Source organism: Pseudomonas sp. MRSN 12121 (assembly GCF_000931465.1).
Taxonomy (GTDB): Bacteria; Pseudomonadota; Gammaproteobacteria; order Pseudomonadales; family Pseudomonadaceae; genus Aquipseudomonas.
On record NZ_CP010892.1, the window covers coordinates 5,613,999 to 5,636,242 of the forward strand.

Here is a 22,244-nt window from a genome sequence, read left to right on the forward strand (position 1 = left end):
TGAAGCTGCTTGTTCAGCAGTGGAGGTAAAGCAAACACAGCATTTTCTGAGCTGCTGATTCAGCATTATCTGAAAGCGAATAAAGCGTGGTTGGTTTTAAAAAAACCTGATTACTATCCAGTTTCCCTGAGAGGTATTGGTGCATCTCCCCTGGACGTCAATTCGAACGGACTCATGACATGAACAATGAATCTGCTCCAACACAACGCTCTACCCTCTTTCATTCCGCCATCACCGCCTTCATCCATGAACGTCGCGAAGCCAAGCTCAAAGGCGACGACACCGACGCGCAAACCACCGCCAAATACGACTACGGCACCTGGCTGGCCGATGCCGCGCGGCGGGTCTCGCAGATCCAGGCCGTAACCCACGTGCTCAAGGCCACCCACCCCGACGCCCGTGGCAGCAGCCTGCACGTCACCCCGGCTGGCTTGCCCCGGCATGCGGAAGTCGGCACCCACGTATTGGCGAACGACTGCGCCGACGATGTGGTCGGCAACGCCGCCGCCCTCGACGTCTATAAATTTCTCAAGCTCGAAGTCGAAGAGCGCCGGCTGCTCGACTGGCTGCTCCAGGACGATCAGGACCTGTTGCAGGCCCTGCATCCGGACCCCGGCACCGCCCGGGAATGGGCGAGCGCCTTCAAGGGCTTGATCCGCCCCGCCGAACGCTGGTCGTCCCATGCGCTGGCCAAGCAGGTTTACTGGAGTGTCAGCGGTGAACCCGGCGACGACACTGGCTTCCACCTGCTGCAACCGCTGTTCTCCAGCAGCCTGGCCCATGCGGCGCATGCGCAAATCAACGACGCACGCTTCGGCGAAAGCAACAAGGCCGCACGCCAGGCCAAACGCGCCAACGTCCCTCATGACGGGCCATACCGCGACTACCGCAACCTGGTGGTGCGCAAACTCGGGGGCACCAAGCCGCAAAACGTCAGCCAACTCAACAGCGAGCGCGGCGGTGTGAACTACCTGCTGGCGTCCCTTCCCCCCCAATGGCAGCAGGCCCAGCCTGGGCCCTTTCTGTCTGAGTCATCCGTATTCGAGCGCTTTCGCCGATTCGAAGGGGTCGAGGAACTGATTCAGGGGCTATGCGCCTTGCTGGAAAGCGATCCCCCCAAGACCCTGGCTACCCGACTCCAACGCGAACGCCTGGAACGCGGAACGCGCCTGGAACAGGGCCTGGGCCAGGCACTGGCGGCGTTCGGCCTGGCCAGTCGCGAACGGCTGGAGCCAGGGTGGAGCCGCCACCGCGATTGTGAACTGCCGCTGTGCGAACAACTGTGGCTCGATCCGCGACGTACCGAATTGCCGTTGCGCGACGATCACCAGGAGCAAGACCAGGCCTTCAATGCCGCCTTCGAATTCAAGGACTGGCCCGACCAGGTCGCCCACCGCTTCGGCAACTGGCTGAACGCCATTCTCCAGCAACGCGGCCTGCCGGTGGGCGATGTCGAGCATGCCCATTGGGCCAGGCAAGCGCTGATCGACGCCGAGTGGCCCGCGCCGATGCAACGCCGCGTCCGCCCTTCAAGCAATGGCCCGGAGCCCCTCCATGATTGACTGCCCAGCCTTCGAGCACCTGCTGATCATCCCGCGCCTGCGTGTACAAAACGCCAATGCGCTGTCCAGCCCGCTGACCCACGGGTTTCCCTCGATGACCGCCTTTCTCGGCCTGATGTGGGCCCTGGAGCGCAAGACCTCGGCCGCCGGGCTGGACCTTCAGTTCAATGCCATCGGCGTGGTCGTCCACCGCCATCAAGAACAGATCACCGCAGACGGCTTCATCAATACCCTGCGCCTGACCCGCAACCCGATTAACCGGGATGGCAGCACCGCAGCCATTGTCGAAGAGGGGCGCATCCACCTGGAAATCAGCCTGGTGCTGGCCGTCCAGAGCGAAGCGCTCAACACCGCCCCTGGCACTGGCGACGAGCTCGCCCGGCAAGTACGCGACCTGCTGCTACAGATGCGGATCGCCGGCGGCAGCGTGATTCCCTCCACGGCGACTCCCGGCAGACAGCGACCTTATCTGCTGCCCCTGACCGGCGATGAAAGCGCCCGCCACGAACTGTTCAACCGCGCCAAGCTGCGCCTGCTGCCGGGCTTCGTGCTGGTCGATCGCCAGGACCTGCTGGAGCAACGCCATCAGGCGCTGCAAGCCACTACCCCTGAGGCGACCAAGCTGGACGCCTGGCTGTCCTTGTCCCGTATCAACTGGAACTACGCGCCAGACGCCGAGGACGGCGCAAGCAAAGGCAACTGGACCCACGACCGGGAAAACCTGGGCTGGATCGTGCCGATCCCGGTCGGCTATGGGGCATTGGGCGAGGTGCTGGAACCAGGCTCGGTGAGCAACGCCCGCGACGGGCACACCGCTTTCCGTTTCGTCGAGAGCCTGTACGGCATCGGCCAATGGATCAGCCCGCACCGCCTGCAATCGCCGCAACAACTGCTCTGGTATGCCGACTCGCACCCCGAACAGGGGTTGTATCGCTGCCACAACGATTACCGACCTACCGCGCTGTACGACCTCGACTGATTCATCGCCTACTTCATAAAGGATGCTGACTATGGCTAACGACACACTCAAGACCGCTTCCGTGCTCGCCTTCGAGCGCAAGCTAGATCCCTCCGACGCGTTGTTTCATGCTGGCGACTGGCACTCGCGCAAGCAATGGACGCCCGTGGCCATCCGCGAGAAGTCGGTGCGTGGCACCATTTCCAACCGTTTGAAAACCAAGGACCAGGACCCGGCGAAACTCGACGCCGCCATCGAGAACCCCAACCTGCAAACCGTCGACGTCGCCGCCCTGCCCCATGACGCCGACACCCTGCGCGTCAGCTTTACCCTGCGGGTACTGGGCGGCACCGGCCAGCCCTCGGCCTGCAATGACTTCGACTACCGACAAAAACTGCTCGCCACCGTCGACAGCTACGTGCAGGCCAACGGCTTCCAGGAGCTGGCGCGGCGCTATGCCCACAACCTGGCCAACGGTCGTTTCCTGTGGCGCAACCGCATCGGCGCGGAGCAGGTAGAAGTCCACATCGCCCATCTGGTCGACGGCCAGGCCGCCAGCGAGTGGACCTTCGACGGCCTGGCCCTGTCCCTGCGCGACTTCGACGCCAGCGCCGAAAGCGCGGGCGCGCTGGACCAGGTGGGCCAACTGATCGCCCAGGGCCTGGCCGGTCACCAGCATGTACTGCTGGGGATCACCGCCTATGTGCGCATGGGCGTCGGCCAGGAAGTCTTCCCTTCCCAGGAATTGATCCTGGAGCGCGGACGCGGCGACAAAAGCAAGACGCTCTATCAGGTCAACGACGTGGCTGGCCTTCACTCACAAAAGATCGGCAACGCCATCCGCAGTATCGACACCTGGTACCAGCAGGCCGACGTCAACGGCCCGATCGCCGTGGAACCCTACGGCTCGGTGACCACCCAAGGCAAAGCCTACCGGCAGCCGCGCAAGACCAACGATGACTTCTACACCCTGCTGGACAACTGGGTCCTCAAGGACAAGGTCCCCGCCCTCGACCAGCAACATTTCGTGATCGCGACCCTGATTCGTGGCGGCGTCTTCGGCGAGGCGGGCTAAGCCATGGACCACTACATCGACCTGCAACTGCGCGCCGACCCGGAGTTCGCGGCGACGCAGTTGATGAGTGCCCTGTTGTCCAAGCTGCACCGCGGCCTGCATGACCTGCGCCGAGACGATATCGGGATCAGCTTTCCGCAGATCGACAACCCGGCCCGCAACCTCGGCGCGCACCTGCGCCTGCACGGCAGCGCCCAGGCGCTCGCCAGCCTGCTGGCGCTGAACTGGCTGAGCGGCATGCGCGATCACGTGCAGGTGGGCAAGCCAAGCCCGGTGCCCGCCAACGTGCGCTACCGCCACGTCAGCCGGGTCCAGGTGGACAGCAACCCCGAACGCCTGCGCCGCCGCTTGATCAAGCGCCATGCCCTGAGCGAAGCCCAGGCGCGCGAACGCATCCCCGACACCGCCGCCAAGCACTGCAACCTGCCCTTCGCGCAACTGCGCAGCCACGGCAGCGGCCAGGTCTTTCGCCTGTTCATCCGCCACGGCCCCTTGCTCGACACCCCGCAACCCGGCCGCTTCGGCAGCTATGGCTTGAGCAGCACGGCAACCGTCCCCTGGTTCTGACCCTCTTTTCCCCCGACCGAAATGCCCCACGTAAAATCAAGGACTTACGTGGGGTCTCAAAAAAAGCCTGAAAACCTGGTTTTGGGGTAGTTTTTCTTCGGGAACAAATGGTTAGGGAGTTTATGGTCGAGTTCACTGCCGTATAGGCAGCTCAGAAAAGGGCCAGGAGGCGCCCGGGGTGGCCAGTGAAGTTCACTGCCGTATAGGCAGCTCAGAAAAACCCCGACGGCCCCGGCCAGAAGTGGGTGATGTTCACTGCCGTATAGGCAGCTCAGAAACGAGAACAATGACCCGGTGATCATTATCGAACCGTTCACTGCCGTATAGGCAGCTCAGAAAGGGCGCAGCGGGAAATCCTGCCGCTCGATCTAGTTCACTGCCGTGTAGGCAGTTCAGAAATTGTGGGTGTACTTGCCGGCCAGCGCTTCGTCGTTCACTGCCGTGTAGGCAGCGGCCACCGGTGAGTTCACTGCCGTGTAGACAGCTCAGAAAAGTTCGCCGTCGCGCAGGACGGAGGTCTCTTTGTTCACTGCCGTGTAGGCCACTCAGAAAAGATCCCCGTCCGCGTCATACAGGCCGAGTTCGTTCACTGCCGCATAGCCAGCTCCTCCCTACCCTATAGAAAGCCCCCCAATCCCCAACCAGAATTTTCATACTGACCCCCGCACTTTATTTCGTTTGCGACCCCACCTCGCTCCTGGCTTAGATAGCTCCCACGTTCCAGCTAGCCAGAGCCTTTAGTCCATGAGCAGCGAAAGCATCAGCCAGTCGATTTCCATCGTGCATCCCATCCGCCTGAGCCATGGCTGCAATGCCGAGGTGTGGGACGAGGATGGCAGGCGTTATATCGATTTTGTCGGGGGGATTGGCGTGCTCAACCTGGGGCATTGCCATCCGCGGGTGGTGGCGGCGATTCAACAGCAGGCCACCCGGCTGACTCACTATGCGTTCAACGCGGCGCCCCATGGGCCTTACGTGGAATTCATGGAGCGGCTGGCGCGGTTCGTGCCGCTGGGGTATCCGGTCAGTGGCATGCTCACCAACAGCGGCGCGGAGGCGGCGGAGAATGCCTTGAAGATCGTCCGCGGCGCCACCGGGCGCACGGCGGTGATCGCCTTCGACGGCGGTTTCCATGGCCGCACCCTGGCGGCCCTCAACCTCAATGGCAAGGTCGCGCCCTACAAGCAGAAAATCGGCGTGCTGCCCGGCCCGGTGTATCACTTGCCCTACCCCAGCGCGGACAACGGCGTGACCTGCGAGGACGCGCTGAAGGCCATGCAGCGTTTGTTCAGCGTCGAGATCGACGTCGCCGAAGTGGCCTGTTTCATCGTCGAGCCGGTGCAGGGCGAGGCGGGTTTCCTGGCCCTGGACAGCACCTTCGCCAAGGCCCTGCGGCGCTTCTGCGACGAGCAGGGCATCCTGCTGATCGTCGATGAAATCCAGTCCGGTTTCGGCCGCACCGGCCAGCGCTTCGCGTTCTCGCGCCTGGGGATCGAGCCGGACCTGGTGCTGCTGGGCAAAAGCATCGCCGGCGGCGTGCCGCTGGGCGCGGTGCTCGGGCGCAAGGCCTTGCTGGACAACCTGCCCAGGGGTGGCCTGGGCGGGACCTATTCCGGCAACCCGATCGCCTGCGCGGCGGCCATGGCGACCCTGGAAGAAATGAGCGACTCGAACCTGCAAGCCTGGGGCGAACGCCAGGAGCAGGCGATTGTCAGCCGCTACCAGCGCTGGCAGGCCGAGCGCCTGACGCCCTACCTCGGGCGCCTGACCGGGGTCGGCGCCATGCGCGGCATCGAGCTGGTCAAGGCCGATGGCTCACCGGCCCCGGAGCAACTGAGCGCGCTGCTGGTTGCCGCCCGGGAAGCCGGCCTGCTATTGATGCCCAGCGGCAAGGCGCGGCACATCGTCCGCCTGCTGGCGCCGCTGACCATCGAATCCGAAGTGCTGGAGGAAGGCCTGGATATCCTGCAGGCCTGCCTGGCACGGCTGGAATAACCGGCGGCCTACAGCTGAAACACCCGCCGCGCATTGCCGTGCAGGAATTGCTCCTGCACTTCGGCGGGCAACTCCAGCGCCTTGACCTGGGCCATGCATTTGTCGAACGGCAGCTGCGGGAAGTTGCTGCCGAACAGCACCTTGTCCTGGCCGTAGGTGCGCATGAAGTGCAGCAGCTGCGGCGGGTAATAGGCCGGCAGGTAGGCCGAGGTGTCGATGTAGAGGTTGTCGTGCTTCCAGGCCAGGCCGATCATTTCGTCGGTCCAGGGGTGGCCGATATGCCCGGCGACGATTCGTAGCTCCGGAAAGTCCAGCGCCACCTCGTCCAGATAGGGCACCGGCCGCCCGGTTTCCGAAGGCATCAGCGGGCCGGTGTGGCCCACCTGGGTGCAGAAGGCGATGCCCAGCTCCACGCACTTGGCGTACAGCGGGTAATACAGGCGGTGGTTGGGCGGCAGTTTCCACAGCCAGGGCACGATGCGCAGGGCCTTGCAGCCCAGTTCCTCGACAGCCCGTTGCAACTCGGCCAGCGCCGCCATCGGCCGGCTCAGGTCCACCGCGGCCACGCCCACGAACCGCTCGGGATAGGCCCGGGTATAGGCCGCGACTTCATCGTTGCTGAACACCCAGCGCTCCGGCCGGCACCAGGCCGCCAGCATCAGCTTCTCCACCCCGGCCTGGTCCATCAGCTCGACGGTCTGTTCGATGCTCAGCGGCTGGTCCAGCCAGCGCGCCGAACCCGACTTCTCGAACAGCCGCACCACCTCCGGCAACAATTGCCGTGCCCGGCCGTTGGCCGGTTGTGCCCAGGCGTCGATGGCTCCTTTCATTGACCTATCCCCTCTGCTGACAGTGATCCAGGCGAAGAGCGATTCAGGCTACGTCCGTGAGATGACAGCGACAATGTTCGCAGCGCTCGGCGGCGTTGACCGATCCGTCCAGCCTGCGCCTCCGCCCTTTTCCCTGTCCCCACTTCCCTTCCTGCCCTCGGCCCGACCAGCGGTTGCAAGAATGAACTTTGCAGGCATCGTCGTGGAACTGGCAGAAAACCAACTTCTATAAACTCCTCAAGCTGAAACGTATCAGCTTATGCAAAAGCGCCAATTATGCATAAATGCAAATTCATCCTTGACCCGAAAAACCGACTCGCCCAAGATGAAATTGCTGTATGCACATACAGTATTTCTGATGCGTTATTTATCCGCATCCATTCACGGACGAGGTAATTCCTATGCAAAACAATCCTGAGAAATTTGGCAAAACACCCCATCGGCCCAGCCTGTGGACCCGCGCCGATGCGCTGAAAGTCCATGCGGACGATCCCACCACCACCCAGCCGCTGGTCAGCGCGGACTTCCCGGTCCTGAGCGACCAAGTATTCATCTGGGACACCATGCCGCTGCGCGACATGGACGGAAACATAACCTCCGTCGACGGCTGGTCGGTGATCTTCACCCTGACCGCCGATCGTCATCCGAACGACCCGCAGTACCTCGATGAAAACGGCAACTACGACATCACCCGCGACTGGAACGACCGCCACGGCCGGGCAAAGATGTACTACTGGTTTTCCCGTACCGGCAAGGACTGGGAGCTCGGCGGCCGGGTCATGGCCGAAGGGGTCTCGCCGACCGTTCGCGAATGGGCCGGCACACCGGTCCTGTTGAACGAACGGGGTGAGGTGGACCTGTATTACACCGCCGTCACGCCGGGCGCGACCATCGTCAAGGTACGGGGCCGCGTGGTCACCACCGAGCATGGCGTCAGCCTGGTCGGCTTCGAGAAGGTCAAGCCGCTGTTCGAGGCCGACGGCAAGATGTACCAGACCGAAGCACAGAACCCGTTCTGGGGTTTCCGCGACCCGTGGCCGTTTCGCGACCCCAACGACGGCAAGCTGTACATGCTGTTCGAGGGCAACGTGGCCGGCGAGCGCGGCTCGCACAAGGTCGGCGAAGCGGAAATCGGCGATGTGCCGCCCGGCCATGAAGACGTCGGCAACTCGCGCTTCCAGACCGCCTGCGTCGGTATCGCCGTGGCCCGCGACGAAGACGGCGACGACTGGGAAATGCTGCCGCCGCTGCTGACCGCGGTCGGCGTCAACGACCAGACCGAACGCCCGCACTTCGTGTTCCAGGACGGCAAGTACTACCTGTTCACCATCAGCCACACCTTCACCTATGCCGACGGGGTGACCGGGCCGGACGGGGTGTACGGTTTCGTCGCGGACTCGCTGTTCGGCCCCTACGTGCCGTTGAACGGTTCCGGCCTGGTACTGGGCAATCCATCGTCCCAGCCGTTCCAGACCTACTCGCATTGTGTGATGCCCAACGGCCTGGTGACCTCCTTCATCGACAGCGTACCGACCGCCGATGGCGGCATCCGTATCGGCGGCACCGAAGCACCGACGGTGGAGATCAGGATCAAAGGCCAGCAGACCTTCGTGGTGGCCGAGTACGACTATGGCTACATCCCGCCGATGCTCGATGTAACGCTCAAGTAATAGCGACACAGGGCGCTCAGGCAGCGGGTTCGAGTTCGATGAAGAACCCGTCGTGGATATGATCGAGATATCCGGCCTGACTCACTGCGACTTTGCTCAGGAGCTTTATTGAACAATGCGTAGTACCGCCCCTTCGGAGCTGGCTACACGGATGTAGCCAGTTCTGCTCCTGCTTGCGCAAACCGCAGCAGCGCCCTCCTCTCTCCGGCCCGCAGCGGCCTTCCCGGGTCAGTTCCCGGTCTTGACCTTGCTCCACACCCGGGTGCGTACCCGCTCCATCTTCAGCGGCAGCGGTTCCAGCGGGAACAGCGTGGCCATCACCTCGGCGGAAGGATAGACCTCGCGGTTGTCGCGGATCTTCGGGTCCACCAGGGCAGTGGCATCGCGGTTGGCGTTGGGGTAGCCCAGGTAGTCGGATGACTGGGCAATCACGGACGGGCGCAGCAGGTAGTCGATGAACTTCAGGCCGTCCTGTGGATGCGGCGCATCCTTGAGCAGGACCAGGTTTTCCATCCAGACCGGCCCGCCCTCACGAGGAATGCTGTAGAGCAGATGACGGCCGTTGTTGGCCTTCTGCGAAGCGACCTGGGCATCGAACACCCCGCCGCTCCAGCCGACCACCACGCAGATGTTGCCGTTGGCCAGGTCGGTGATGAATCTTGACGAGTCGAAGTAGCGGATATGCGGGCGCACCTTGAGCAACAAGGCCTCGGCCTTCTTGTAGTCCTCGGGGTTCTGGCTGTTGTAGGGCAGGCCCAGGTAATGCAGGGCGATCGGGATGATTTCCCCCGGGGCATCGAGCATGGCGACCCCGCACTGGCCGAGCCTGGCCAGGTTCTCTTCCTTGAAGATCAGGTCCCAGGAGTCCACCGGCGCCTGGTCGCCGAGCAGCGCCTTGACCTTGTCGGCGTCGTAGCCGATGCCCGTGGTGCCCCACAGGTAAGGCGCGGCGAAGCGGTTGCCGGGGTCGTTGCTCTGCACCTTGGCCAGCATCGCCGGGTCCAGGTGCGACCAGTTGCCCAGCTGGCTGCGGTCCAGCTCCTGGAGCACCCCGGCCTTGATCAGGTTCGGCAACAGGTCACTGCTGGCCACCACCACGTCATAGCCGCTGCGTCCGGCCATCAGCTTGCTCTGCATCACGTCGCTGTTGTCGAAGGTGTCCTGCAGCACGCTGATGCCGGTTTCCTTGTGAAACTGGCCGGGCGTGTCCGGGGCGATGTAGTCGTACCAGTTATAGAAGTGCACGCTCGGTTCGGCGGCCTGGGCCGTAGCGAAACCGAACAGTGCGACCAGGGCCAGGGGTAAACAACGGATAGCATTCATCTGAGGGCTCCGAGCGTTGGCACCCGTCCACGGACGTGTACCGCGCCTGCTGATTGTGGATTGTTATGGCAGGGCCGAAAGCGGCGGAAAAACAGCGGTGGGACTTAGGGAATCAACAACTCGCGACGGCCGTCGGCATGTTCGACGCATTCGCCGGGCAGGTGCAGGCGCCGGTCGCGCAGGTAGTCGTAGTCGCGGCGGGCAGCCTTGAGTTGCCCGAGATCGAGTTCCAGCACCTGCCGGCACTCGTCGCGACCGGCCTCGAACAGCATCCGGCCGAAGGGGTCGACCACCGCGCTGCCGCCAGCGAACACCAGGCCATCGCCGCCATCGCCGACGCGGTTCGCCATCACCGCGAACGCCTGGTTCTCCTGGGCCCGGGCCATGATCGCGGTGCGGTGCACCGGGCCGTAGGGGTCCATGTTGCCGTTGCTCACCAGGATCAGTTCGGCGCCCAATTGGCCGAGGGCACGGGCGGTTTCGGGCAGTTCGATGTCGTAGCAGATCAGCAGCCCGACCCGCACACCCCGCCAGAGCACGGTGGTGTAGCGATCGCCCGGCTGGAACAGGCCGCGCTCGTCGGGCCACAGATGGGTCTTGCGATAACTCGTCGCTATCCCTTCGGGGGTCACCAGCAGCGAGGTGTTGTAGTAGTGACCGGCGGCGGCTTCGGCGATGCCGACCACCACCGCGACCCCCTTCTCGCGCACGGCCCGCAACACCGCCTGGATGCTCGGCCCGTCCACGGCCTCGGCCACCTCGGGCAACTGCTGCCGATTGGCAAAACCGCTGATCTGGGTCTCCGGGAATACCAGCAGGTCGATGTCGTCAGCACAGTCGGCAATGCCCCGCAGGACCCGCTCAAGGTTGTAGGCCGTGTCACCGTCGCGGCCGGCCAGTTGCATCAGTTCAATTTTCATTGTGGGTCCCTTGAAGTGCCGGCGGGTCCTGGAACGCCGCATTGGCGGCACCCGGCGGGCTGGCAGCGAGTATGGAGGGCCCGCGGCCGCAAGGTAATCACTTCAAGAGAGTACCCCGCCGGGGTTAGTCGACGGGGCGGTCAGCACCAGGCGTGAGGGTTCAGGCGCTCCCCAGCGGCTGGCGCGAAGCCTGCGGCGCCTTCAGCGCACGCCAGGTCCACAGCGCGCTGCACAGGTCCGGCAGGGCCAGCAGCAACAGCACTGGCGCTACCAGCCCGGCGGTGACGAAGGCGGCAAAGAACAGCGGCACCGACAGGCGGATGGCCACGGTCAGGGCCATGAATTCGCGCCGTTCGGTATAGCCGGCCCACACGTAATACACCCCCAGGTACAGCGCCAGCTGGCCCATCACCCGGATCCACACCTCGTCGGTCGGGGCAAAGCCGAACAGCGGCAACAGCAGGTTGGGCGCCAGCACCAGCGCGGCGCCGAGCAGCAACATGTACAGGCCGAACAGCAACACGCTCTTGCCCGGATGGCTCATGGTTTCACTCCTTGGATGGGGGCGGTGAGGCGGTAGGCCTCGGCATCGAAACGCCGGGTCTGCCGGCGGAACTGCCAGGTGAACCCCGGCCACAGGGCGACATTGCGCCCGCTGTGCGGGTCCCGGTACCAGCTCTGGCAACTGCCGACGCTCCACACCGTGCCGCGCAGCCTGTCGCGCAGGCCCTGGTTGAACCGTTCCTGGGCCTGCGGATCGACGTCGAGGCTGGTCACCCCCAGCCGTTGCAGGGTCTCCAGGGCGCCGAGGATGTAGGCGATCTGCGACTCGATCATGTAGACGATGGAGTTGTGCCCCAGGCCGGTGTTGGGCCCCATCAGCAGGAACAGGTTGGGAAAGCCGCTGACCGTAGTGCCCTTGTAGGCTTCGCTGCCCTGCTGCCAGGTCTCGACGATGTCCACCCCGCCGCGCCCGAGGATCATCCCCGCCGGGAACGGCATGCGGGCCTTGAAGCCGGTGCCGAGGATCAGCGCGTCCAGGACGTGGCGCTGGCCGTCGACGGTGACCAGCGCATCCTCGGTGACTTCGCGGATGCCGCTGGTGACCAGCCGCGCGTTGGCCTGGGCCAGGGCCGGAAAATAGTCGTTGGACAACAGGATGCGCTTGCAGCCGATGCGGTAGTCGGGGGTCAGGCGCCGGCGCAGCTCCGGGTCCTTGACCTGGCGCCGCAGCAGGTTGAGCGCCAGCCATTGGTGCAGGCCCATCAGCCGCGGATTGAACACGAAGCCCAGGACCCGGGTTTCATGGGCGGTGTAGATCAGCCCGCGCAGCAGCCGCTGCAGCGCCGGAAATCGCCGCAGCAGGCGCTGGGCCATGCCGGAGAACGCCCGGTCCGGCTTGGGGATGATCCACGGCGGCGTGCGCTGGAACACTGCCAGGCTGGCCACCCGTGGCTGGATCTGCGGCACGAACTGGATCGCCGAGGCGCCGGTGCCGATCACCCCGACCCGCTTGCCGGCCAGGTCGTAGTCGTGATCCCAGCGCTGGGAATGGAAGACCCGGCCCTTGAAACGCTCCAGCCCCGGCAACCGGGGGTAATCCGGGGTCGACAGGGCCCCGGTGCCGGCCACCACCACCTGGGCGAAGCGCACGCCGCCGCGGGCGTCCGTCACCTGCCACAGCGCGCGTTCTTCCAGCCAGCGCAGGCCGGTGACCCGGGTGTCGAAGCAGCAGTGTTGCAGCACCCGGTATTTGTCGGCGCAGTGCTTGAGGTAGTCGCGGATCTCCGGCTGCGGCGAATAGCGCCGCGACCAGCCGGGGTTGGGCTCGAAGGAAAACGAATACAGGTGGGAGGGAATGTCGCAGGCGCACCCGGGGTACTGGTTGACCCACCAGGTACCGCCGACGCCGGCCTCCTGTTCGAGGACGAGAAAATCCTCCTCGCCGCGCTCGCGCAGCTTGATCGCCATGCCGATCCCGGAAAACCCGGCACCGATGATCAGCACCCGGTAGACCCGCGCCGGATCGGCCTGCTCCTTGGATAACGCACTCATGTTCCTGACTCCTGTCGGCAAAAACACCGGGCGCGACTGTCCACAGCCCATGCCCGGCTGGCGTTTGCGCAATGCGCTGGATCGAGGACGGGCCGTGCGGCGGCCCGAGTGGCTAGGCCGATTCGGCGCGCAACTGGCTGGTGCGGTGCGCCAGGTTCTCCAGCGCCTGCGGGTCGAGTTCGGCGGCAATCACCAGGGCCTGGCGCCGCAGGGTTTCCAGCGGCGTGCGACGGCCGAAGATGCCGGTGAAATGCATGAACATGCGCATCCCAAAGCCCAGCCCATCGCCCCGCTGCCGCGGCACCAGATGCAGGTGGGCATGGGGAATGTGCTGGTTGGTGGCCTTGCCGTCGTTGACGATCAGGTGCGTGCCCTCCACGCCGAAGCCGGCGCGCCGCTGGGCGGCGAGCAAGGTGTCGAACACCTGGTACAGGTGCTGGCGCACGACCGTGGGCAGCTGTTCGAGCTTCTCCACGTGGGCCAGCGGTATCAGCAGCAGATGGCCCTGGCCCAGCGGGTGGACGTCCATGAACGCCATGCAGTACGGGTCGCGATAGACCATGGCGCTGGGCAATTGGTCGGCCGCGATCTGGCAGAAAATACAGGTCATCCGTGAGTCCTCGGTGGGTGGCAGTCCGTTGGGCGCAGTAAATGTAGCTCACGCTGCCCGCCGAGGTTCGGTGCAAGTTGTTACCGGACGTCGCGCGAACATCCGCGCCAGCAGCCAGCGGTCGCGCAGGTAAGGCTTGTCGGCCAGCAGCGCCGCCAGTTGCGGCAGGTTGACGAAGGGCACGCCGGGGTAGATGTGATGCTCGACGTGGTAATTGATATTGGCCCACAGCAGGCCGATCAGCCGGTCGCTGACGGTCACGGTGTTTTTCGCCAGGTCCAGGCGCTGCGGGTCGTCCACCTCCAGGGTGGCCATGGGGAAGTGTTCGTAGCCCCGGGATATCGGGTTGATCACCAGCGCCAGCACCAGCAGCGGCGCGACGAAGATCAGCACGAATTGCAGCAGCAGGCCCTGGCTATGGCACCAGACGCCGATCGCCGCCATCGACAGCAGGTTGAACGCCAGCTCGCGCAGGACCCGGTTGCGCACCGCCTTGCCGTAGCGCACCAGGGAGAAGTAGATGAAACGCGGCACGAACACGGCGATGCGCAGGAACATCCACTTCACCCCGCCGGTGTAGTTCCAGTCGTCGGGGTCCTGGTCCGGGTCGCCCAGGTAGCGGTGATGGTATTTGTGGCACTCGGTGAAGGAGGAAAACGGGAACACGATGAACCAGGCCATGAAGCGTCCGAGCCACAGGTTGCACGCCGCCGAACGGAACGCGCTGGCATGCCCGCAGTCGTGTTGCAGCACGGTGAAGGCATGCAGCTGGTTGCCCAGTACCAGCACCGCCAGGGCCATGCCCCAGGGGTTGTCGCCGAGCAGGATGTACAACGCCGCCGCGCACCAGACCAGCACATGCAGCAACGACCACAGCGCGAACTTCAGCGGCTGCGGCTGCATCAGCGCCTGTAACTGGGCCAGGCGCTCGCGGTCGACCCGCAGCTCGGCGCGCTTGGCCAGCCGCAGTTGGTCCGCGGCGCCGTGATGGGTTGAATGACTCATGAATTGACCTTCCTCTGTCTGGATCGCTAATCGACTTGCAGGCGCACGTCGTCTGTCATGGGGTAGCCCACGCACAGCAGTGCCTGGTCCCGGTTGAGTTCGTCCGCCGACAGCCCGTGGTCCTCGCGCATGCGTACCTGCCCCGCCAACCGGGTGCAGACGCAGGCGGTGCAGAAGCCGCTGCGGCAGGAAAACGGTGGCTGTATGCCGTTGGCCAGGGCCGCGTCGAGCAGGCTCTGGCCCGGGGCGACCGTGAAGCGATGGGCCTGGCCCTGCATCAGCAGCTCCACGCGTTTGGCCGTATCACCGCCGGGCGTCGGGGCCTCGGCCGGGGTGAAGCGCTCCTGGTGCACGCGTTCCGGGGCGATGCCCAGGGTCTCCAGGGCGGCGCTGACCTCGTCCATCATGCCGCTGGGGCCGCAGCTGTAGTACTCGCGGGCCTGGGGCCCGGGCAGCGCGCCGAGCAGGTCCAGCAGCCGCTGCCGGGTCAGGCGCCCTTCCTGGCCCCCCGGCCCCTGCGGCCGCGACAGCACGTGCACCAGTTGCAAGCGCTCGCCGAAGGTCTGCCGCAACTGGTCGAGCTTGTCGCCGAAGATCACCGACTGCCGGTTGCGGTTGCCGTAGATCAGCGACACCTGCGCGTCCGGCTCGAAGTGCAGCGCCGACTTGAGGATCGAGAAGATCGGCGTGATCCCGCTGCCCGCCGCCAGCAGCACCAGGTGCCGGCCCTGGCCCGGTTGCGGAACGAAGGTGAAGCGACCGTGGGTGCCCAGGGTCTGCACCGCGTCGCCGGCGCTCAACTCCTGCACCAGGCGGTTGGACACCTTGCCGCCGGCCACCCGCTTGACGGTGATCGACAGGGTCTTGTCCAGCCCCGGCGTGCTGCTGATGGAATAGGCGCGACAGCCCTTGGCGCCATCGACGTCGACCTCCAGGGTCAGGTACTGCCCGGCGCTGTAGCGGACTTTGCGCAGCAACGGCTGCTTGAGGTGAATGGTCACCGCGTCGTCGGTTTCCCGCTCGATGGCGGCGACTTTCAAGGTCAGGGGTCGGTTCATGGCTGGCCCAGGGCGCTGCGCGCGGGGGTAGGTTCATGGGCGTCTTGCGGGGTGTCGAGGTGCCGTTGATGGGCACGCTCGTGGGCCGCGATGGGCGCCGGCAGCACCCGCTGGCGCAACAGCCGGACTTTCCCGGCGTGGTCCAGCGGCTCCCACCAGTCCAGCTTGTGGGCCAGGGTGTCGAAGCGACGCAGCATCAGCAGCACGAACAGGTCGAACACGCTGAGGTCGCGAAACACCATGGAGCCCGCGGCGGCCAGTTCCGGCTTGAGCCGTTCGAACAGCGCCGGGCTCTCCGACCAGTGGCCGATGGCCCAGTGGTGGTGGCAGGCGTGGTAGCCCTCGTTGAAGCTGTTGACCGGGGTTTCCAGCAGGGTGACGGTGTTGTACATCCAGTCGCGCGGGTCTTGCTGGCCGCCGTAGAAGGCATGCTGGCTCCAGTGGATGACGCCCATCAGGAAATTGCTCGCGCACCAGGGCACCAGCATGTAGAGCACGGCGATCGGCAGGCTGTAGAGCGCCAGCGCGACGAACAGCCCGACGTGCACCAGGTTGCCCATGACCATGGCCCGCGCCTGGCTGCGCTTGTGCTTGCTCTTGAAGTACAGCCAGGGCGAGACCATGAACTGCTGGTACATCACCTCGCGCACCATGTACACGGCGAAATCCCAGGCGCTGGCGTGGTTGTAGCGCGCGGTGGCGTAGACATCCAGCGGCCCGGCGTTCTCCCGGTGGTGCTGTTGCAAGTGCGCCGCCGCGTGGGGGATCAGGCCCATGGGAATGGCGAAGAACATGTACAGGAAAGAGTTGCCGACCCAGCGATCGAGCAGGCTCGAACGCTTGAAGATGCCGCCGGGCACATGGCCTTCCTGGTGCATGGCACTGAAGGAACGGACGAAGCCGCGAATGTTCGGCCCATAGACGCAGGCATAGAACAGCAGCACCAGCAGCCAGGAGATTTCCTTGAGCCACAGCTGGGCGATGAACACCGGCCCGGCGGTCAGGCCCAGGCTGATGGCGGCGGCCAGGATCGGCTCGTCGCGCGGGTCCTTGAGCAGCCGGTCGGCCAGGGGCTGCAACAACCGGTGATACGCCCGGACCAGCCAGCCGCTCAGCGCGCTCACGCCCGGCAGCCGCGCCAGCAGCCAGCGCCCAGCGTGCAGGCTGTAGGACAGGGTCAGGATCACGGCGATGGCCGCGGTGTTGAACACCAGCAGCACGCCGAACAGGGGAATGGCCAGGCAGTGAAACCCGCGACCGACGTTGGCCGGCCGCTGCGGATAGAGAAAATCGCTACTCATGCTTCTACTCCATTAGGCATGTTGCCGGTGCCGCAGGCGACGCCGGGGCGCCGCGCCTGCGACCGCGGTAGCAGGCGAATCAGACGCTGTAGGACTCGCGCAGGAACTGCGCCAGCATCGGCGTGGCGGCGCTGCGGGAGATCGGGTGGAAGCAGATCGCCCGGGAGGCCGCCAGCAGGTAGGCCACCTCGTCGGAGGCGATGAACTCCATGCCGCCCAGCAGCTCGACGCTGAGGTTGGTCGAGCGCTCGATCGCCGCCTGCACCAGGAAGCGGGTGCACAGCGCCTTGTTGTAGGTGTTCATCGGCGTGTCCTGCTGGGCCTGCAATTCGCCGGCGGTGCCGATCAGCGCCTGGTGGGCGCCTTCCAGTTCGATGCCCAGCAGGGCCAGTTGCGCAGGATCCGCGAAGGGCTTGCGCAACAGCCGCTCGACCAGTGCCGAAGCCACGCCCAGGTAGCTGCCACCCACCATCAGCTGGAACCAGCTCAGGCCGTTGAGCGAGGTTTCCATGGCGGTGGCGGCCACCTCCGCGCTGTCGGCGCCATCGGCCAGGAGCATGCGCTCGCTGGGCACGAACACGCCGTTGAACACCAGTTCGTTGCTGTCGGTGGCGCGCAGTACCCTGGCGTTCCAGAAGGGTTCGCGGGTGACGTTGCTGCCGTCGGAGAAGACCACGGCAAAGCCCTGGCTGACGCTGCCGTCGTCCTGCTCGCAGGCGACGCCGACCACGATCACGTCCATGTGGTGGCTCATGGTGCAAGGCTTCTTGCTGCCGTCGAGGACGAAGCCGCCCTCCACCGGCCGCGCCTTGACGCTGGCGTTGAAGATCTGCGAACCCGGCTTGCCCTCGGCGAAGGCCGAGGCGATCAGCAACTGGTTCTGGGTGATGCCCCACAGCAGTTCTTCCGCCGCCGGGATCAGCCCGCCCAGTTGCACGATGGTGGCGATGGTGTGGTGGTGCATGGTCATCATCACCGCCAGGGACGGGCACAGCGAACCGATGGCCCGCAGGATCTCCACGGTTTCCTCCGGCGAGGCGCCGAGGCCGCCGTAGGTCTCGGGGATGATCAGGCCGGCGGCGCGGTAATCGCGAAACAGCGCGCAGAGCTCGGCCGGCTCGGCCTGTTCCAGGGCGCTCAGGCCACGTTCGCGCAGGGCGGCGAGCAAGCCTGGCAGGTACTTCTCGGTGGCGTTGCGGGCGTTGTGCATCGACATGGTGGGGACTCCTTTCTCGTGGTCAGGGTTAACCGGCTTTTTCGATCAACTGCTCCACCGCGGGGGCGAAACCGAAGGCTCGGGCCAGGTCGAAAATCGCTTCGGCATCCGCCAGCGGCGGGCGCTTGCCGATGCTGTAGTCGCGCCGCAGGCCGGCCATGGTCAGGACCATGGTTTCGGCCAGGCAGCTGAAGGTCACGCCGGTGGGCAGGCCGGTGAGGTTCTGCTGGCCGAAGCGCTGGCCGCGGTCGGGCAGGTGGATCAGGCCGCCTTCGATCACCGTGACGTCCGGGCGCAGCATCAGCGTGGCGTGGCCGATGTCCGGCGGCTGCGCGCAGTCGCAGATGATCGCGTTGTGGTGCAGCGCCACCGGGTCGATGAAGGCCGAACCGTTGGAGGTGGCCGAAAGCACCGCCTCCAGGCGCGGCAACCAGCTCGCCAGGTCGGCGGTGATCACCAGCGGCGGCTGCGCCTGGGGCTTGCTGCGAGCCAGGACATCGACGCTGTCGAACAGCGCGCGCAACTGGTTTTCGTCGTTCAGGTCGCGGTCCAGCAACTGCTCGACGCTGGCCAGGCTCGGTAACAACAGCACCAGGCTCTTGGCGATGCCGCTGCTGTGGCCGCCCTGGATCTGCAACAGGGCATCGCGATACAGCTCGCCGGCCACCAGCCGCAGCTCGTCCATCGCCCCGCGATTGGCGGCGTTGCCGAGCAGCACCAGGTGTTCGCAGAAGCGTCCCAGGCGCAGGCTGGCCAGGCGCCCCACCGAACCGTAGGCGCCGATCACCCCGGTCAGGCGCTTGGCCAGCGGCGCGCCGCGGTTGGCGCAGGTGCTCAGCAACGCATCGACGCCGACCATGGCGGTCAGGCTGTTGCCGGTGGTGGTGTGGAAACGCGGGTTGACGACGTCCAGGCCGGCGCTGGAAATCACCGAGGTGTAGGCCCCCAGCCCGACGAAATCCACCTCCAGCCCGGCGACGCTGTCCAGGTAGTTGGCCAGCAGCTTGCGCCGCTTGCCCAGGCTCAGGCGCATCAGGTCGCGTGGCAGCAGCAGGCTGCCGACCAGCCAGCCTTCGACGTAGTCGCCGGCATCGTTGTAGACCCGCCGCGCGTGGTAGGACACGCCGGCGTCGAGGTCGGGCTTGGCCCATTCGGAGAAGTCGTCGAGCCAGCCCTGCATGAAGGTCTTTTCCGCCGCCGACAGCCCCAGGCCGTCCACCACGCTGTCGCCGTTGACGCTCTCGGCGGTGGTCGGGTGCAGCAGGAAGGCGAAGCGTCCCAGGCAGCGTCCGCCGCTGCGCAGTTTGCCGGGCGCGCTCCAGGGGCTCAGGGCGCCCCGTGGCCCGGCGTAGCCATGGGCCTCGAGGATCAAGCGGTGTTGCTGGTCGTGCACCACCAACTCCGCCACCGCCTCAAGGCCTTCGAGCAGCACGTCGATATCGGCGCGCTCGATGCACAGTGGCGGCTGGATGCGCAGCACATTGCCTTCGGTGAGGGTCGGCAGGCAGTACACCCCATGCCGGCTTTTCAGATAGCCGCAGACGATCGGCACCAGGGCGCCGAAGGCACTGGCCAGGGACAGGGTGTAGAGGCGCTCGCCGCTCCAGCGACGGAATTTCAGGCCGAGCATCAGGCCGCGACCGTCTAGGCTTTCGAACACCTCGGGATAGTTGCGCACCAGGCGCGACAAGCCGGCGTGCAGGTAGGCGCCCTGCTCTGCCGCGTGCTTGAGCAGCGCCCCGTCGTTGGCCGTGAGCTGGTCGAGCACCGCCAGGCCGATGGTGGCGCTGAAGCCGTTCACGGCGAAAGTGGAACTGTGATGGCGATCGAAATCGCGGCTCCAGCACTGCTCGCCGTAGATGCACGCACCGATGGCCGCGACCCCGCCGCCCAGGGCCTTGGCCAGCAGCACCACGTCCGGTTCCAGGCCGTGGGCGGTGGCGGCGAACAGCTCGCCGGTGCGCCCCAGGCCGGTCTGGATTTCATCGAGCACGAACAGCGTGCCGTACTGCCGGCAGAGCTGCTGCGCCGCCAGCAGGTAGCCGGGCGGCGGCGTGATCATGCCCGCCTCGCCCTGCACCGCCTCGACGAAAAAGGCCGCGGCGCGACGGCCCTTGAGTTGTTCTTCGAGGGCCTGCAGGTCGCCATAGGGCACATGGCTGAAACCCTCGGCGCGGATCTGGAACGGCTCGCGATAGATGGCCTTGCCGGTGACCGCCACCGCGCCCTGGGTCTTGCCGTGGAAGCCGGTCAGGGTGCCGATCACCTGCTCGCGCTGGGTCGCGGCGCGGCACAGCTTGATCGCCGCTTCGACCGTCTCCGCACCGCTGGTGGTGAAGGTCACTTTCGAATGCGTGCCCGGCGCCAGCTCGATCAGGCGCCGCGCCAACGCTTCGGCGGCGGGGTTGATCAGCGGCTGGATCAGCGAAGGCTGGCCGCTGGCGAGGAACGCCTGGATCGCCTCGGTGACCGGTGCCGCGCCATAACCGAAAGGCACCGCGCCGAACTGGCCGACGAAGTCGATCAGGGTCTGGCCGCTGGCGGTCTCGATACGCGTGCCCTGGGCACGCACCACCGTCTCGTTGAGGCCGACGAACTCCAGCAGTTCCTGGCGGGTGACATTGAGCAGCGAATCAGCCATGGCTCACCTCCGCCAGGGCCTGCAGCGCGCCCTGGTTGATGACGCCGTACAGGTGCTGGCTGACCTTGCGCACGGTGTCGTGCTGGTAGGCCAGCTCGGGGTCCAGGGAGATGCCGAAACGGTCCTCGAACTCGGCGGACATCCCGACGATCAGCACCGAGTCGACGCCCATTTCATGGAACGAACGCTCGACATCCAGCGACCCGGAATCGACCTCCAGCAGGCTGGCCAGGGTCTCGGTCACGGCAAAGGTTATTTCGTCTATGTGCACAGTCGCCTCCCAGCGTATTCCGCTTCCTTTGCATGGCCGTTGGCCCGCGCCACCCGAGCTGAAAAGCCGCGGAGAACGCTTGGACAGGCGTCTTGATGCAAACGCGTTTTGAGTGTGGATGGCCGCGGCAGGGCGGCCATTTGCTACACCCAGATGCTCGGCGCGATGGGGCCTGCGCTCAATACTCCGTAAGGAGTAGCGGCGGGCCGCAAGGCGTCACGGGATGGCACACGCAGCACATAACTCTGTAGCCGCTGCCGAGCCCCGGCGAGGCTGCGATCGACCCCGAAGGGGGCGCAGGATCCTGATACCGCCGGAGGACCTGCGGTCCTATCGCAGCCTCGCTAAGGCTCGGCAGCGGCTACGGGGAGCGGCGGGGGCTTGCCGACCCGTCGAGCAATGCATCCACCACGGCGCGCGCCATTTCCACCGAGTGGATCATCGACCAGATCAGACCGCGCTCCACGCCGCTGGCCCGTTCGGTGATCTCGTCGGAGACCTCCTCGGCCGCCTTGAGCAGGATCGACACATGCACCAGCGCCTCCTCGGCATTGACGCCCTCGCGCACGGCAAACAGCGAATCGCGGCCCACCGCATGCCCCGCGGTGGAGCCCAGGGACTGCAAGAGAAGCCCCTCCCCCGAACCCTTGGCCAGGGAATGCAGGACCGCCTTGTTCGTCAGGTCATGTTCTGGATTGCGACGTGCAGAAAGAAGAGAAACAGGTGGATCGGGGACGAGCTTTTTCATGGTGGATCCTCTTGGAATGGAGCCACCACCGACCGCTGCTAAACGAATAAGGGTGGCAGCTATACGCGGGTTAGCAGACCGGTCCAAGAATTCCGGCGCACCCAAGGGTGCCCCACGCATAGCCGCCATGACAGCAACCGAAATAACTGGTTGAGTTGAGCGCAATACCTGCGTGACTTGGAAGCGAGCTGCTAAACCCGATCACCGAAAATTCAGTGACGAACCCGAGGCTAGACAGCGCCCTTCCCAGACACAAGCGGCCCAGAGCTTCTCGGAAAAGCCCTACGAAAGAAAGCGAAGCGCCTCACTTTCAGACAGCGTCCTACAAGGCAAAACCTGTCTCATCCCAACAATCTGATCGCAAGCAAGCTCGCCCCTACACAAGGTCCCGATCTACCCGCGATCCTGTAGCCGCTGCCGAGCCCTAGCGAGGCTGCGA

The 22,244-nt window shown here is 65.4% G+C and carries 19 protein-coding genes and 1 CRISPR repeat array; of the genes, 6 read left to right on the forward strand and 13 right to left on the reverse strand.

Going from position 1 to position 22,244, the window contains the following annotated elements; genetic code table 11:
* Nucleotides 1-179: 179 nt before the first annotated feature.
* From csy1 to TO66_RS25485, 5 genes are all read left to right on the forward strand, one after another.
* Nucleotides 180-1,562 carry a type I-F CRISPR-associated protein Csy1 gene (gene csy1, locus TO66_RS25465; protein ID WP_044464872.1) on the forward strand — a complete coding sequence of 461 codons (1,383 nt, stop codon included), beginning with the start codon at nt 180-182 and terminating at the stop codon, nt 1,560-1,562.
* Entirely contained in the window at nt 1,555-2,541 is a 987-nt protein-coding gene (csy2, locus tag TO66_RS25470) for a type I-F CRISPR-associated protein Csy2 (protein ID WP_044464873.1), read from the forward strand. Before csy1 ends, csy2 begins: the two co-directional genes overlap by 8 nt.
* A 31-nt stretch (nt 2,542-2,572) precedes the next feature.
* Nucleotides 2,573-3,595, forward strand: a complete 1,023-nt coding sequence (csy3, locus tag TO66_RS25475; protein WP_044464874.1) for a type I-F CRISPR-associated protein Csy3 — start codon at nt 2,573-2,575, stop codon at nt 3,593-3,595.
* A 3-nt stretch (nt 3,596-3,598) separates the two neighbouring features.
* A complete protein-coding gene (gene cas6f / locus TO66_RS25480; protein WP_044464875.1) occupies nt 3,599-4,162 on the forward strand; it encodes a type I-F CRISPR-associated endoribonuclease Cas6/Csy4 in 564 nt (187 codons plus the stop codon).
* A 130-nt stretch (nt 4,163-4,292) separates the two neighbouring features.
* Nucleotides 4,293-4,714: a CRISPR direct-repeat array (repeat unit 28 nt; unit sequence GTTCACTGCCGTATAGGCAGCTCAGAAA).
* A gap of 192 nt (nt 4,715-4,906) precedes the next feature.
* Entirely contained in the window at nt 4,907-6,157 is a 1,251-nt protein-coding gene (locus tag TO66_RS25485; protein WP_044464876.1) for an aspartate aminotransferase family protein, read from the forward strand.
* A gap of 8 nt (nt 6,158-6,165) precedes the next feature.
* Here the strand turns inward: TO66_RS25485 and TO66_RS25490 are convergent, their stop codons facing one another.
* Nucleotides 6,166-6,987: an amidohydrolase family protein gene (locus TO66_RS25490; RefSeq protein WP_044464877.1), complete on the reverse strand. Its 822-nt coding sequence runs from the start codon at nt 6,985-6,987 to the stop codon at nt 6,166-6,168.
* 401 nt (nt 6,988-7,388) lie between these two features.
* Here TO66_RS25490 and TO66_RS25495 point away from each other — a divergent pair, with 401 nt between their 5' ends.
* Nucleotides 7,389-8,657 carry a glycoside hydrolase family 68 protein gene (locus TO66_RS25495; protein WP_044464878.1) on the forward strand — a complete coding sequence of 423 codons (1,269 nt, stop codon included), beginning with the start codon at nt 7,389-7,391 and terminating at the stop codon, nt 8,655-8,657.
* 228 nt (nt 8,658-8,885) lie between these two features.
* On the opposite strand, the gene TO66_RS25500 is transcribed toward TO66_RS25495, so the two are convergent.
* The 12 genes from TO66_RS25500 to TO66_RS25555 all read right to left on the reverse strand — a co-directional run bounded on the left by TO66_RS25500 (nt 8,886) and on the right by TO66_RS25555 (nt 21,805).
* Nucleotides 8,886-9,980 carry a polyamine ABC transporter substrate-binding protein gene (locus TO66_RS25500; RefSeq protein ID WP_044464879.1) on the reverse strand — a complete coding sequence of 365 codons (1,095 nt, stop codon included), beginning with the start codon at nt 9,978-9,980 and terminating at the stop codon, nt 8,886-8,888.
* Nucleotides 9,981-10,084: 104 nt separating this feature from the next.
* A complete protein-coding gene (locus TO66_RS25505; RefSeq protein ID WP_044464880.1) occupies nt 10,085-10,900 on the reverse strand; it encodes a carbon-nitrogen hydrolase family protein in 816 nt (271 codons plus the stop codon).
* A gap of 160 nt (nt 10,901-11,060) precedes the next feature.
* Entirely contained in the window at nt 11,061-11,444 is a 384-nt protein-coding gene (locus tag TO66_RS25510; RefSeq protein ID WP_044464881.1) for a hypothetical protein, read from the reverse strand.
* Nucleotides 11,441-12,955: an NAD(P)/FAD-dependent oxidoreductase gene (locus TO66_RS25515; RefSeq protein ID WP_044464882.1), complete on the reverse strand. Its 1,515-nt coding sequence runs from the start codon at nt 12,953-12,955 to the stop codon at nt 11,441-11,443. The genes TO66_RS25510 and TO66_RS25515 overlap by 4 nt, the downstream gene beginning before the upstream one ends.
* 112 nt (nt 12,956-13,067) lie before the next feature.
* Complete coding sequence (locus tag TO66_RS25520) at nt 13,068-13,565, reverse strand: HIT family protein (protein WP_044464883.1); 498 nt, start codon at nt 13,563-13,565, stop codon at nt 13,068-13,070.
* Nucleotides 13,566-13,613: 48 nt separating this feature from the next.
* Complete coding sequence (locus TO66_RS25525) at nt 13,614-14,570, reverse strand: fatty acid desaturase (RefSeq protein WP_044464884.1); 957 nt, start codon at nt 14,568-14,570, stop codon at nt 13,614-13,616.
* A gap of 26 nt (nt 14,571-14,596) precedes the next feature.
* Nucleotides 14,597-15,628: a ferredoxin--NADP reductase gene (locus TO66_RS25530; RefSeq protein WP_044464885.1), complete on the reverse strand. Its 1,032-nt coding sequence runs from the start codon at nt 15,626-15,628 to the stop codon at nt 14,597-14,599.
* Nucleotides 15,625-16,929 (reverse strand): fatty acid desaturase, encoded by a 1,305-nt coding sequence (locus tag TO66_RS25535; protein WP_044464886.1) that lies wholly within the window; start codon nt 16,927-16,929, stop codon nt 15,625-15,627. The genes TO66_RS25530 and TO66_RS25535 overlap by 4 nt, the downstream gene beginning before the upstream one ends.
* Before the next feature lie 79 nt (nt 16,930-17,008).
* Nucleotides 17,009-18,145: an acyl-CoA dehydrogenase family protein gene (locus TO66_RS25540; protein ID WP_044464887.1), complete on the reverse strand. Its 1,137-nt coding sequence runs from the start codon at nt 18,143-18,145 to the stop codon at nt 17,009-17,011.
* 28 nt (nt 18,146-18,173) lie between these two features.
* Nucleotides 18,174-20,786, reverse strand: coding sequence for an aminotransferase class III-fold pyridoxal phosphate-dependent enzyme (locus TO66_RS25545; protein ID WP_044464888.1), 2,613 nt, complete (start codon nt 20,784-20,786; stop codon nt 18,174-18,176).
* Nucleotides 20,779-21,057 carry an acyl carrier protein gene (locus TO66_RS25550; RefSeq protein ID WP_044464889.1) on the reverse strand — a complete coding sequence of 93 codons (279 nt, stop codon included), beginning with the start codon at nt 21,055-21,057 and terminating at the stop codon, nt 20,779-20,781. Before TO66_RS25550 ends, TO66_RS25545 begins: the two co-directional genes overlap by 8 nt.
* Nucleotides 21,058-21,418: 361 nt before the next feature.
* Nucleotides 21,419-21,805, reverse strand: coding sequence for a DUF6124 family protein (locus TO66_RS25555; RefSeq protein ID WP_044464890.1), 387 nt, complete (start codon nt 21,803-21,805; stop codon nt 21,419-21,421).
* Between the last annotated feature and the right edge of the window lie 439 nt (nt 21,806-22,244).